Source organism: Streptomyces sp. RLA012 (assembly GCF_056270325.1).
On sequence record NZ_JBWDPA010000002.1, the window covers coordinates 5,964,325 to 5,976,850 of the forward strand.

The following is a 12,526-nucleotide window of genomic DNA, read 5'->3' on the forward strand; positions in this document are numbered from 1 at the left end:
ATGGAAGCGATCAGGTCTCAGGTCGACCGGCTGGTGCGGGCCATGGGGGTGCTGCACGGCGACGTCAGCCCGGACGCGATGCAACAGCTAGTCCTGGCCGCGGTCTTCCTGCGCCAAGTCTCAGACGTCCCCGAGGACGTGGCCCAGGGGCGCCCTACCTGGGACGACCTGGTCCGCCAAGTGTCCGGGCCCGACTTCCCCCAGTCGGTCCTACACAGGGCGCTGCACGCCTGGAGCGGTGACTATGGGCAACTTCGCCTTGACTTGGACGACGAGGCGGTCCTCGGGCAGTTGTCCTTTAGCAGCCGGCCGACGCAGCAGGCACTGCGGAACCTCGTTGCTGTCCTGGACCAGGCGGGCCGGGCATGCACGATGGCGGACTTGTACGAGCAGTGCCTGGCGCGGTTCTCGGAAGACCGGGCGGGCGGTGAGTACTACACGCCTCGCGATGTCGTACGGACGATGGTGCGGCTCATGGCGCCGGAGCCCGGCGATGAAATCTACGATCCGGCGTGCGGTTCGGCCGGATTCCTGACCGAGGCGGCGCGGTACGTAGAGACGCACGATGGGCGGCCCACTGATCGCACTGAGCCCACGCTCCGGCTGTTCGGCCGGGACGTCAATGCCCGCACACGCCGGATTGCGGCGATGAACCTGATTCTCCACGGCTTGGAAGAGGATCTGCAGCGGGACCTCGACGCGGACGACAGCCTTCTGTACGGCTCAGAATCTGGCGAGCAGTACGACATCGCCCTCGCGAACCCGCCCTTCAGCATGTCCCGTTGGCAGGACCGCTTCGACGGCCGGTTCGTGCCTTGGCGGTACGGCCCCCCACCCAAGAGCAACGCCGACTTCGCCTGGGTCCAACATGTGTTGGGTTCGCTCAAGACCGATGGTCGCGCCGCGATCCTGTTGGCGAACGGAGCGGCCTTCCGGGGCGGCGCCGAGCGGCATATCCGCGCCGGACTGGTGCACGATGACGTACTTGCCGCGGTCATCCAGCTGCCGCCCGGGCTCTTTCCACACACGCGCATCCCCGCCTGCCTGTGGATTTTCAGCAAGGCCAAGCACGCCCATGCCAAGAACCGCGTCCTGTTCATCGACGCACAGGACGTGGGCGTCCAGGTGAGCCGGGGCAGACGCGTCCTGACCGACGAGGACATCGCGCGGATCTTCAGTGCGTTCAGGGGTGGGACGGAGCGCGGAGAGGCCGACGAGCCGGGGTGGTGCCGGACCGTCCCCCTGGATCAGATCAAGGCAGCGGACTTCGACCTCCTCCCGGCACGCCACGTCGCGCCGGTGGTCGCGGAAGCCGAACCCGGCGACGATGAGCGGCGGGTGCGTGAGCTGACCGAAGAACTCTATGGACACTTCGCGGAAGCCGCGCGCATGGAGCGTGAGCTCCGCGATGTCTTGGGGGAGCTGTGAACGAACGCCCCCAGTGGGCGGTGCTCGCCGACCTGCCCGGCGTGGAAGTGGTCGGGTACGGCATCAACCGCCCTGGCCGCCCTGCCCTGGACGGCGTGCCCATGCTCCGGGCCGGAGACATCGTCGACGGACGCATTCAGACCACGGACATGGTGTGCGTGGGACGGGAAGTTGCAGAAGCCCATCCGAAGACGCGGCTGCGCCCCGGTGATCTACTCATCGTGCTTGTAGGGCGGGTCGGCGAAGCCGCCGTGACCCGACCGGAGCACGAGGGGTGGAACGTCGCCCGCTCGGTAGCCCTGGTCCGCTGCGCCGACCCGCATCTCGCTCAGTGGCTCCGGATCTGGCTTGCCACGCCCACCGCCCGCGCGTGGTGCGACACCCAGGCCGCGGGCACCGTGCAGCGCACGCTCGGACTGAGGTCGCTGCGGCAGCTGCCTGTCGCGCTGCCGTCCCTGGCAGACCGTGAACGGGTCCTGCGTGTGGTCCGCGCCATCGAGAACCGGGCCGAGGTCAACGACCGGATTGCGCACACCGCGGTCGCGCTCGCGGACGCGCACTTCGCTGCGCTTGCGGCGGACAGAAAGGGCTGGCTGGAAAGAAGGTTCAAGGATGTCGTCCGCGACGCCCGGACAGGGACAGTCCCACGGCCGTCGGCGCCTTCAGAGGGCGATGAGTGGGTAGCACCTGTTGACGTACTGCGTAGTCCACTGCCGTACATCGACACCACTGATGTCTCGGATCTGTCGAGTGTCCCTGGCTCGGTACTCGTGGTCCCTAAGGCGGGGCAGGTGCACGCTGCCGTCAGCTGGACTCCCGTGACCGTGAGCCGTGGGGTGCTCGCGCTGAGGCTGGAGCAGGAGGGCGACACTTGGTGGTTGCTTCACGAAATCCGGTCCAGAGGCAGCGAATTGTCGCAGCTTGCGCAGGGTACTGCGGGCCGTGAGCTGAGTGCGCGGGCCTTCGCACAGGCCGCGGTGGCATGGCCGTCGGAGGAGGTGCTGGCGCGCTTCGCGCGCCTCGCGAGCGCGCTGCACACGCGGGCGCTCGTGGCCCAGCGCGAGAACCACACCCTGCGGGCCCTCCTGGACGATTTCCTGCGTACCCTGGGGGCGGCCGAAGCGTTGCCCCGGATATGACCGGGCGCCCTCGATGGAGCTGGGCACCGCGCTGTGCGTGTTGGCGGACGCCCTGTCAGGTCACCCGATCGGAGGTCCAGCCTTCGAAATGCCGCGATGATGATCCGGTGTGGCATTGCATGCGACACCGTCAGCCGCGCGGGGCTGTGGCGTCGTCCCAAGGATTCACGAGCGTGACACCGGTGCCCTCGAAGTCCTTGACGTTCCTGGTCGCCAGCGTCGCCTTGCGTCTAGCGCAGATCGCCGCGATCTGTGCGTCAGCGGCAGCGATCGGTCGGCCGAGCCTCTCTCGGGCCAGCACGATGTCCGCGTACCGAGTGGCCGCAGCCGCGTCGAACACCTCGATGCGTCCGCCGAGATCCTCGAACAACATCGCATCAATGCCTTCGGCAAGCTCCGACTTGCGCTTGCCGTCCGGCAACCGGCGTACCCCGTACCACAGCTCCGCAGCAGTCACCGCAGTCGTCATGACCTCATCGGGTACAAGGCTGTCGAGCCAGTCGACGACCCGCTGCTCCGGAACAGGCTTCACCAGCTCCGACAGGACATTGGTGTCGAGGATGATCATTCGAAGACCGCCGAGCGCGGCGCATCCTGCCGAGCGGGCGGCTCCAACTCGGCTCCGCCGAGCCCGGTGAATCGCTCGCGGATGCGAGATCCCAGCGGACGGGAGGAACTGTCGGGCGCGAGCTGCTCGCTGAGAATCGCACGCACCTCAGCCTCCATCGACCTGCCGTGCCGGGCGGCCTGCACGCGCAGTCGCGCATGGGTCGCGTCGTCCAGTCCCCGGATTGTCAGAGTCGCCACATTGCCTCCCTCGTCTCGCTTACAATGCTAGCAGTGCTGTCAGATTTGTGTGGCGCAGTATCCGAGGCTGAGTGCGCGGCCCACCGCACGCCGCACGTGCCCCCTGCGTACTCGACTCGCGGTCTGCCGGAGGCTTCAGTCCGGTGTCCGAGGCTCACCTTCAGAACAGGCCGTGGCCGCGGAGCTCTTGCCCCATCCGGACTGGGCGTTGAGGACCAGCACCCCCATGTTGCTGTCGAGGACCCGGCGGAGCTCGTCAACGAGCCGTTTACGGCCAACGAAGAACTTCGGTGCAGCCGGGAGTTGGTATTCAAAGTCCGACCGGCTGCCAGCGACGGTCACGATTACCGGTGAGGGTTCAGTGTGGGACTGCTCTGACAGCGTGTTGCGGAAGGTGGTGGCGCGCACGTCAACCACGGGACAGCCCTGGGCGTACTCCGCGGCAGCTACGGCCTCAAGCACCGAGGCCGGGACCTGTCCCTGGGCGGCCCAGATCAAGGCACGTACCGGTTTGCGGGAGTTCGCATCCAACTCGAGACAGGCAGCGTGCACGCCGTCCTCGGTGATTACGGCGGCCTGGTCGCTGGTCAGCGGCTCGCGCAGCGGGCAATCGACGATCCATTCACGCTCGCGTAGTTTGTCGGCAATGTCGCGGGCGGTCAGCAGGTGGAAGCCTTCGTCGTGGGCGGTGATCGTTCGGGCGTACTCGTGCCCCTCGGCGGTGAGGCGGGGAATGGCGACGAAGAAGCCTTGCGCGCGGTTGTCCGGGGTGTTGTTGCGCCGGGTGATCAACTTGCTGTGGAAGACAGCCACCATGGAGGCAGGGATGTGGCTGGTGTAGGCCTTGCACTCGGCCAGAGCCATTTGGTGTGTCATCTCGTGGGAAGCGACGACGTCCAGCTCAATGCCGTTGGCGGTGGTGTTGAGCCGCTCGGTGGCGGGCTTGCTGTATCCGTAGGCGTGCAGCAGGCGGGCGACAAAGCTTTCGAAGAGGCGTCCGCGGGCGGTGCCCACTGCCGTAGGAGTGGCCCCCGAGGCAAGCACCAGGATGACCGGGTCAGTGACGGTGATCGGCGCGGCCGGCCCCATCTGCCCCTCACCTGCCTGTGGCACTGAAATCCCCCTGCTCAGACTTGATGTCCGACACCGCCGACAAAAGCGTAGTGCCTGGCATCACCACCGACCCATGGAAGTGGGGTGCCTGTCGGAAGGGGTAGCCGTGTCCGCGCCATCGGCGGCTGGGGTAGCGAAACTGCGACGGCACGGGATCGCAGGGATCGTCTCGGAGGCAGCGCAGGTGGCCAATCCCTCCGTAGGAAGGGTGAACGCGTTTGGCGCGAGGGGTGGTGCTGCTTCCAATGTTTCCTGGTGCCGCACGGTCGTGAGGCACATGCCTCACGCAAAACACCCTCCTGGCCGCGTTTCCGCAGTTCAGGAGGGTGTAAGAGCGGTAGCGGAGGGATTTGAACCCTCGGTGACTTGCGCCACACTCGCTTTCGAGGCGAGCTCCTTCGGCCGCTCGGACACGCTACCGAGGGAGACCCTACCCCAAGGTGGGCCGTGGTTTGAAATCCGTTTCCCGGGGCTGCGCGAAGGGCGGGCGGCCCGGGGTCAGCGGTCACGGAAGAACCGGGTGAGGAGGCTCGCGCACTCGTCTTCGAGCACGCCGCCGATCACCTCGGGGCGATGGTTGAGCCGACGGTCGCGTACGAGGTCCCAGACGGAGCCGACCGCGCCCGCCTTCGCGTCGCGGGCGCCGTAGACGATCCGGTCCACCCGGGACTGCACGAGCGCGCCCGCGCACATCGTGCAGGGCTCCAGGGTGACGACGAGCGTGCAGCCGCCCAGCCGCCACTCGCCGAGCCGCTGGGCGGCTCCGCGGATCGCCAGCACCTCGGCGTGGGACGTCGGATCGCCGGTGGCCTCGCGCTCGTTGTGACCGGCCGCGAGCACCGTCGTACCGTCCCTGGACAGCACGACGGCGCCGACGGGGACATCCCCGCCCTGGATGGCCCGGTGGGCCTCGTCCAGGGCGAGCCGCATCGCGGCCCGCCAGCGGTCGCGTACCGGATCTGCCGGATCTGCTGGAAAGGTCTCTTTTGTCGAGCTCACCCGGGAAATCTATCGGGGTCGCCCGGGAAACCGCCTCACCGGGGAAGCTGCCTCGGCAGGGAAGCACCTTCCCGCGGGGAACTAGCGGACGGTCTCCAGGACCTCCGCCGCTCCCAGAGCCTCGGCGATCGTGCTGAGCGCGTCGCCTTCGTCCAGGGCGAGGAGTTCCTTCTCGCTCACTCCGAGGTCGGCGAGGATCTCGCGGTCCCCGACGGGGCTGTGCGACACGGCTTCGCCGGACACGCTCTCGTCCTCGTCGTCCTCGGAGTCGTTTCCTTCGTCGGGCTCACCGTCCTCGGTGCCGTCCAGGTCGAGGGAGTCCAGGTCGGTGTCGTCGTCGCCGGGCTCCCGTCCTAGTAGTTCGTCCGTGAGCAGGATCTCGCCGTACGAGCTGCGGGCGGCGGCGGCGGCGTCCGAGACGTAGATACGGGGATCCTCCTCGCCGTCCACGCGGACGACGCCGAACCATGCGTCTTCCTGCTCGATGAGTACGAGCACCGTGTCCTCCTCCGAGGCTTCACGGGCCAGGTCGGTCAGATCCGACAGGGTCTCCACATCGTCGAGCTCTGTGTCGCTCGCTTCCCACCCGTCTTCGGTGCGCGCGAGCAGTGCGGCGAAGTACACCGTGACTCTCCCACTGGTCATAGGCGTGCCGGTTGGGGGTCCCCCCGGCGGAGGTCGATTGGGCGGGGAGTGCTGCTCCGAGCCCCACCCACTCGGAATCGTGGCAGAAACAGAGCGTTCAGGGGACGTCTTCGGCCTGCTGTGTCTGCCTCTTTTGATCGCTAACAGCGGATCGTACGCGGCCCTCGGCGTCGTGCGTGCATGTCCCCGCCCTCACGGCGTGGGAGGACGGCAACAGGACTACCAACGGAAGGTGCGCATGCGCATGGCGTGACGAAGACGGGCGGCCTTGGCGCGGCGCGGCTGGACGCGATCGCGCAGTTCGCGTGCCTCGGCCAGCTCGCGCAGGAACCGGGCCCGGCGCCGCCGGCGCTCGGCGTCCGTCTCCGTACCGGCCCCCGGCTCCAACTGCTCCGGGGGCTCCTCTTTCCGGTCTCGCACAGGTGCACCACCCCCAGGTCCGTTCTCCCACTTTCCCTCTGACGGGCGGTTTGATGCCAGCGCGGGGGACGCGGGGGCGCGGTTACTGTTAGGGGCATGCGTCTCCACGTCGTCGACCACCCCCTGGTCGCCCATAAGCTCACCACCCTGCGCGACCAGCGCACCGACTCCGCGACCTTCCGGCGGCTCGCCGACGAGCTGGTCACCCTGCTCGCCTACGAGGCCACCCGGGACGTGCGCACCGAGCAGGTCGACGTCGTGACCCCGGTCGCCTCCACCACGGGCGTCAAGCTGTCCTACCCGCGCCCGCTGGTGGTGCCCATCCTGCGCGCGGGCCTCGGCATGCTCGACGGCATGGTGCGGCTGCTGCCGACCGCCGAGGTGGGCTTCCTGGGCATGGTGCGCGACGAGGAGACGCTCCAGGCGTCCACGTACGCGACGCGGATGCCCGACGACCTCTCAGGGCGTCAGGTGTACGTCCTGGACCCGATGCTGGCCACCGGCGGCACGCTCGTCGCGGCGATCCAGGAGCTGATCAAGCGCGGCGCCGACGACGTCACCGCCGTGGTGCTCCTCGCCGCTCCGGAGGGCGTCGAGGTCATGGAGCGCGAGCTCGCGGGCACGCCGGTGACGGTCGTGACCGCGTCGGTCGACGAGCGCCTCAACGAGCACGGCTACATCGTCCCCGGACTGGGTGACGCGGGCGACCGGATGTACGGAGCGGCCGAGTAGAGTCCCGCGTCCCGCGGGACCTGCACGGTCGGTACGGGGCTGCCGGCGGCCTGCACGTCGCGGGGGGCCGCCGGGCGGCTTTCAACGGTCGTAAGGGGCCGCCGACAGTCTCCTCGACCGCTGGGCCCCGCGGGCCCTCAGCGGTCGTACGGGCCCTCAGCGGTCGTACAGGCCCTTGGCGGTCCTACGGGGCCGCCGGGGGCCTTTCGTCGTTCAGCAGCTCTTCGGAGTGGTGGAGGCGGCCGTCCGGGGCTCGGACAAGGCGGCCAGGGCCTTGTCGGCGGCCTGCTTCGGCGTGAGGTTCTTGAAGCCGGTGCCGATGATCAGGTCGACCTGGTCCGCCTTGGCGCGGCCGTCGGTCTTCACCTCGGCGCCGGCCAGCTGGGTGCCCAGCACCGGCAGCGCGGCCTGGGCGGCCGCCTTCGCGCCGAGCAGTACCCCGGCACCGGTGACCTTCTTGTCGTACGCCGCCGTCGCGTTGCCCACGTCGCCGATGCGGAACCCGCGCTTCTTCAGCTCGTCCGCGGTCTCCTTGGCCAGCCCGCCGCGGGGCGTGGCGTTCAGGACGTTGACGGTGATCTGGCCGGGCTTGGGCAGCGCCTTGGCGGCGGCGGACGCGTCGGACGCCGTGGCCGCGCCGGACGCCTTGGCCGACGGACCGGCCTTGGACGCGCAGTCCGCCTTGGAGCCGACCGCCGTGGCCTTGTCGCCGCCCGTGAAGACGTCGATGAGCTGCAGGGTTCCCCACCCGATCAGCCCGAGCGCGGTGACGGAGGAGACGACCAGGAACACGAGCCTGCGACGCCCCCGGCGTCGGCGCATCCGTGGGTATTTGTCCCCCGTGATCCGGTACTGGCCGCCCATGCCAGGGGGAGTGAGCATGCTCATGGGCGCAGCGTAGTGTGCCGCGGCCATGATGCCTACTAAATGATCATCGGTCGAGGGTCAGTCCAACCCAAAAGGGTCAATGAGCGGGGTCCTGGGGCGCCGAGGGCCCCTCGCCCTCTCCCGCGGTCGCCCTCTCCGGGGGTCTCAGTCGAGTTCGAGCACGCGTGCGTGCAGCACCTGGCGCTGTTGCAGCGCGGCGCGGACGGCGCGGTGCAGGCCGTCCTCCAGGTACAGGTCGCCCTGCCATTTCACGACGTGCGCGAAGAGGTCGCCGTAGAAGGTGGAGTCCTCGGCGAGGAGGGTCTCCAGGTCCAGCTGGCCCTTGGTCGTCACGAGCTGATCGAGGCGGACCGGGCGCGGTGCGACGTCCGCCCACTGCCGGGTGCTTTCCCGGCCGTGGTCGGGGTACGGCCGGCCGTTTCCGATGCGCTTGAAGATCACACGGAAAGCCTACCGGCCCAGACCTTCCGGGCGCAGCCATGGCGACGGAGTGCGACGCTGGAAAAGACGCTGTAAATCCGTGCAAATCGGGAACAGGGGCCTGATATGAGCGACAGCGAAGCACCTCCCGCGGTAGCACCCGAAGGTGTGAGCGGCGCCCCCGCTCTCTCTCAGGAGGCCCTGGAGATCGCCTCCGGATACGCCTTCTCCGGACCCGCCCTCGATCTGGGCGCCCTGCTCTGGGACGGGCGCTGTCTGCCGGACGCGCAGATCCGCATCCCCCTGCCCATGCTCAACCGGCACGGCCTGGTCGCCGGCGCGACCGGCACCGGCAAGACCAAGACGCTGCAGCTGATCGCCGAGCAGCTGTCGGCGCAGGGCGTGCCCGTCTTCCTCGCCGACATCAAGGGTGATGTGTCGGGGATCTCCACCCCGGGCGTGTCGAACGACCGTGTGCTCGGGCGCGCCCGGGAGGTCCACCAGGAGTGGACGCCGACCGGCTGCCCGGCCGAGTTCTACGCGCTCGGCGGCATGGGCCACGGCATCCCCGTACGGGCGACGATCACCAGCTTCGGCCCGGTGCTGCTGTCCAAGGTGCTCCAGCTCAACCAGACCCAGGAGCAGTCGCTCGGCCTGATCTTCCACTACGCCGACCAGAAGGGCCTGGAGCTGGTCGACCTCAAGGACCTGCGCGCGGTCGTCACCTTCCTGACCTCGGACGAGGGGAAGGCGGAGCTGAAGGGGATCGGCGGGCTGTCCCCCGCCACGGCGGGTGTGATCCTGCGTTCCCTGACCGCGTTCGAGGCGCAGGGCATGAGCCCCTTCTTCGGAGAACCGGAGTTCGACACCGGCGAGCTGCTGCGGACGGCGTCGGACGGGCGCGGCACGGTGTCCGTCCTCGAACTCCCCGAGGTCCAGGACAAGCCGCAGCTGTTCTCCACCTTCCTGATGTGGATGCTCGCCGACCTCTTCCACGACCTTCCGGAGGTCGGCGACGCCGACAGGCCGAAGCTGGTCTTCTTCTTCGACGAGGCGCATCTGCTCTTCAGCGACGCGTCGAAGGCCTTCCTGGAGTCGATCACCCAGACCGTCCGGCTCATTCGCTCGAAAGGGGTCGGCGTGTTCTTCGTGACGCAGACTCCGAAGGACGTGCCGTCCGACGTCCTCGCCCAGCTCGGCAATCGCGTCCAGCACGCGCTGCGCGCCTTCACACCGGACGACCAGAAGGCGCTGAAGGCGACGGTGAAGACCTTCCCGAACTCCGCGTACGACCTGGAGGAGGTCCTCGCCGCCCTCGGTACCGGCGAGGCCGTCGTCACCGTCCTGAGCGAGAAGGGCGCGCCGACACCGGTCGCCGCGACCCGGCTGCGGGCCCCGCAGTCCCTGATGGGCCCGGTCGACGCGGCCGCCCTGGACCGGGCGGTGCGGTCGTCCCCGCTGTACGGGCGCTATGCGGAGGCGGTCGACCGCGAGTCCGCGTACGAGAAGCTCACCGCACGCGAGGCCGCGGCGGCGCAGGCGGCCCCGGAGGCCGGACGGGCGCCGGCGAAGGGACGGCCGAAGGAGGAACCCTCGGTCGTCGAGCAGGTCGTCGGCAGCGGCATCTTCAAGTCCCTGGCGCGGTCGGTGGGTACGCAGATCGGGCGGGAGATCACCCGCTCCCTCTTCGGCACGGCCCGGCGGAGGCGGTAGCCGACGGGGGTGGGCGACGGGGGTGGGCGACGGGGGGTGGGCGAGTGGACGGGGGGCGGGTGACCGCCCCCCGAACGAGGGGCGGTCACCTTGGGTCTTCCTGTTTGTCTCAGCTGGTTCGGTGTTCCTTCGGCGGGAGCGCCGGCACCGGCCGGTCGTCCGGTCCGGCGCTGAGCTCGGGCTTCGGCTTGGGCGTGTTGCGTACGGCTTCCGCGCGCAGCAGGGCGCGCAGGACCGCGTACGGGTCGTTGGGCATGGCTGTGTCCTTGCGTTCGTTCGGGTCGCTGGTTCGCTGTTCGCCGGTGGGCGATGAAGGGTCCGGAGACCGGACCGGTCAGCAGCGCAGAACCACTGAGCGCAGGGCGTGCAGCGTGCGGGAGTACGACGGCGGTACGTGGCGGGGGCGGGGCGCCGACTCGGGGTGGTCGTGAGCGGGGCCCGGCGCGGGGCGCAGCGGGACGAGGGGGCCGTGTTCCTGCCGGGCGGGCGGTCGCAGCCCCGTGTCGAGTACGTCGTGCTCGGTGCCGCCGTCCGACGAGGCGGCAGCGGTGGGGACCGCGGCGAGCGCCTCGACGTGCGCGCCGGCCGCGAGGATGGTGACGACGAGGAGCGCCAGTACCCGCATCCACGCGTGCCGGCGTGGCATACGCGGTCGGCGGTGCGGAATGGGGCTCATAGGAGGTCATGTCCCCATCGGGGGTGGGTGGTCCATCGGGTGTGCGGGGAGTTCCGCCTTTATGGCGTACGTACGGGGCGCGATGTTGACGTACGGCGTGGTGTGTGGGGCGGTGCGGGCCGGCCGGGGCCCGGGGGGCGGGCGGGTCAGAGGGCGCGCGGGACCTGCTTGGCGCGGCTGCGGATCACGAACGCGGTGACGATCTCGGTGATGCCCACCGCGAGCAGCCAGCAGCCGCCCACGACGGTGAGGACGGCGACGGACGTGAACGGGGACACGATCAGCACGATCCCGGCGAGCGCGCTGACGATGCCGAGGAAGACCTGCCAGCCGCGGGCCGGCACGCTCGGGTCGGACGCGGCGGCCAGGGTCTGGGTGATCCCGCGGAACAGCCAGCCGATGCCGATCCACAGGGCGAGCAGCAGGATCGACTGCATCGCGCCGCGGAAGCAGAACAGGCCGAGCAGGATCGACAGGACGCCGCTGATGAAGGCCATGACGCGCAGCGAGGTCGCCGCGTGGGTGCCGAAGGCGGAGACGAGCTGCAGTACGCCGCTGACGAGCAGGTAGAGCCCGAAGAGCACGCCCGCGGCGAGCAGCGAGGCGCCCGGCCAGACCAGCACCAGCACGCCCAGTACGAGGGCCGCGACGCCGGCGAGCAGGACCGCCTGCCAGGCGCTGCGGGCGAGGAGGTGCAGGGGGCCTTCGGTGGCGACGCTCGGCTCACGGTCGTGGACCCGGCGGTCGTCGTACTGGTGTCCCCGCGAGGGGCCGTTCGGTGCCTCGGTCATGATTCATGTTTGGGCCGCCCGGGTGCGGGGTGCCAGCGGGGTGGGCCATCCGGCGGATGACCCGGCGCCGACCGGAGCGCCCCTTCAGTGGCGCGGGGAACTGCGCGACCAGCCCCCACCGGTCGGCAGCCGAAGAAACCCGCAGGTACCCGGTTACTTGCCGGAGGCCTTCGCCGCGGCCTTGGCCTCCTGCTTGTGGGCCCGGACCTTCGCCAACGACTCCGGGCCGGTGATGTCGGCGACCGAGCGGAAGGACTTCGGCTCGCCGTACGGCCCCGCCGCCTCGCGCCAGCCCTTGGGGCGCACGCCGAACTGCTTGCCCAGCAGGGCCAGGAAGATCTGGGCCTTCTGGGCGCCGAAGCCGGGCAGGTCCTTGAGCCGCTGGAGCAGCTCCGCGCCGGTTCCGACGCCTTCCCAGACGGCGGCCGCGTCCCCGTCGTAGTGCTCCACGAGGTACTGGCACAGCTGCTGGATCCTCTTCGCCATCGACCCCGGATAGCGGTGCACGGCCGGCTTCGCCGAGAGCAGCGCGGCGAACTTCTCCGGGTCGTACGCGGCGATCTCGTGCGCGTCGGGGTCGTCCGTGCCCATGCGCTCGGCGATCGTCCGCGGTCCCTTGAACGCCCACTCCATCGGCACCTGCTGGTCCAGCAGCATCCCGGTCAGGGCGGCGAGGGGGCTGCGGCCGAGCAGCGCGTCGGCTTCGGGATCCTGGGCGATGTGAAGGCTGACGTCCATGCCTCCGATGATCCCGC

The 12,526-nt window shown here is 69.7% G+C and carries 16 protein-coding genes and 1 tRNA gene; 4 read left to right on the plus strand and 13 right to left on the minus strand.

Annotated elements, in window-relative coordinates; all coding sequences use genetic code 11:
* Positions 1-1,428, plus strand: a complete 1,428-nt coding sequence (locus RV986_RS27245; protein WP_475919908.1) for an N-6 DNA methylase — start codon at positions 1-3, stop codon at positions 1,426-1,428.
* Positions 1,425-2,567 (plus strand): restriction endonuclease subunit S domain-containing protein, encoded by a 1,143-nt coding sequence (locus RV986_RS27250; RefSeq protein WP_475919909.1) that lies wholly within the window; start codon positions 1,425-1,427, stop codon positions 2,565-2,567. The genes RV986_RS27245 and RV986_RS27250 overlap by 4 nt, the downstream gene beginning before the upstream one ends.
* 130 nt (positions 2,568-2,697) lie before the next feature.
* Here RV986_RS27250 and RV986_RS27255 read toward each other — a convergent pair whose 3' ends face one another.
* The 7 genes from RV986_RS27255 to RV986_RS27285 form a co-directional block, all read right to left on the minus strand.
* Positions 2,698-3,135: a PIN domain-containing protein gene (locus RV986_RS27255; protein ID WP_475919910.1), complete on the minus strand. Its 438-nt coding sequence runs from the start codon at positions 3,133-3,135 to the stop codon at positions 2,698-2,700.
* A complete protein-coding gene (locus RV986_RS27260) occupies positions 3,132-3,374 on the minus strand; it encodes a FitA-like ribbon-helix-helix domain-containing protein (protein ID WP_475919911.1) in 243 nt (80 codons plus the stop codon). The genes RV986_RS27255 and RV986_RS27260 overlap by 4 nt, the downstream gene beginning before the upstream one ends.
* 135 nt (positions 3,375-3,509) lie before the next feature.
* Positions 3,510-4,463: a restriction endonuclease gene (locus RV986_RS27265; protein WP_475919912.1), complete on the minus strand. Its 954-nt coding sequence runs from the start codon at positions 4,461-4,463 to the stop codon at positions 3,510-3,512.
* 359 nt (positions 4,464-4,822) lie between these two features.
* Positions 4,823-4,907, minus strand: a tRNA-Ser gene (locus RV986_RS27270).
* 78 nt (positions 4,908-4,985) lie between these two features.
* Positions 4,986-5,417: a tRNA adenosine(34) deaminase TadA gene (gene tadA / locus RV986_RS27275; protein ID WP_475924448.1), complete on the minus strand. Its 432-nt coding sequence runs from the start codon at positions 5,415-5,417 to the stop codon at positions 4,986-4,988.
* A gap of 150 nt (positions 5,418-5,567) precedes the next feature.
* Positions 5,568-6,110 (minus strand): tRNA adenosine deaminase-associated protein, encoded by a 543-nt coding sequence (locus tag RV986_RS27280; RefSeq protein ID WP_475924449.1) that lies wholly within the window; start codon positions 6,108-6,110, stop codon positions 5,568-5,570.
* A gap of 240 nt (positions 6,111-6,350) precedes the next feature.
* Positions 6,351-6,551 carry a hypothetical protein gene (locus RV986_RS27285; protein ID WP_475919913.1) on the minus strand — a complete coding sequence of 67 codons (201 nt, stop codon included), beginning with the start codon at positions 6,549-6,551 and terminating at the stop codon, positions 6,351-6,353.
* 96 nt (positions 6,552-6,647) lie between these two features.
* On the opposite strand from RV986_RS27285, the gene upp reads away from it, so the two are divergent.
* A complete protein-coding gene (gene upp / locus RV986_RS27290; RefSeq protein ID WP_475919914.1) occupies positions 6,648-7,283 on the plus strand; it encodes a uracil phosphoribosyltransferase in 636 nt (211 codons plus the stop codon).
* Between the two features lie 213 nt (positions 7,284-7,496).
* Here upp and RV986_RS27295 read toward each other — a convergent pair whose 3' ends face one another.
* Positions 7,497-8,147, minus strand: coding sequence for a LytR C-terminal domain-containing protein (locus RV986_RS27295; RefSeq protein ID WP_475924450.1), 651 nt, complete (start codon positions 8,145-8,147; stop codon positions 7,497-7,499).
* Positions 8,148-8,315: 168 nt separating this feature from the next.
* On the minus strand, positions 8,316-8,612 hold the full coding sequence (locus tag RV986_RS27300) for a type II toxin-antitoxin system VapB family antitoxin (RefSeq protein WP_003999914.1): 297 nt from the start codon (positions 8,610-8,612) through the stop codon (positions 8,316-8,318).
* A 105-nt stretch (positions 8,613-8,717) separates the two neighbouring features.
* On the opposite strand from RV986_RS27300, the gene RV986_RS27305 reads away from it, so the two are divergent.
* The gene (locus RV986_RS27305; RefSeq protein WP_475919915.1) at positions 8,718-10,304 is read left to right on the plus strand and encodes a helicase HerA-like domain-containing protein; all 1,587 of its coding nucleotides are present in this window, start codon (positions 8,718-8,720) and stop codon (positions 10,302-10,304) included.
* Between the two features lie 109 nt (positions 10,305-10,413).
* On the opposite strand, the gene RV986_RS27310 is transcribed toward RV986_RS27305, so the two are convergent.
* The 4 genes from RV986_RS27310 to RV986_RS27325 form a co-directional block, all read right to left on the minus strand.
* The gene (locus RV986_RS27310) at positions 10,414-10,560 is read right to left on the minus strand and encodes a hypothetical protein (RefSeq protein ID WP_475919916.1); all 147 of its coding nucleotides are present in this window, start codon (positions 10,558-10,560) and stop codon (positions 10,414-10,416) included.
* A gap of 78 nt (positions 10,561-10,638) precedes the next feature.
* Positions 10,639-10,980 carry a hypothetical protein gene (locus tag RV986_RS27315; RefSeq protein ID WP_475919917.1) on the minus strand — a complete coding sequence of 114 codons (342 nt, stop codon included), beginning with the start codon at positions 10,978-10,980 and terminating at the stop codon, positions 10,639-10,641.
* A 146-nt stretch (positions 10,981-11,126) separates the two neighbouring features.
* Positions 11,127-11,771, minus strand: coding sequence for an HdeD family acid-resistance protein (locus tag RV986_RS27320; protein ID WP_475919918.1), 645 nt, complete (start codon positions 11,769-11,771; stop codon positions 11,127-11,129).
* A 153-nt stretch (positions 11,772-11,924) separates the two neighbouring features.
* Positions 11,925-12,509: an HhH-GPD-type base excision DNA repair protein gene (locus tag RV986_RS27325; protein ID WP_475919919.1), complete on the minus strand. Its 585-nt coding sequence runs from the start codon at positions 12,507-12,509 to the stop codon at positions 11,925-11,927.
* Positions 12,510-12,526 lie beyond the last annotated feature (17 nt).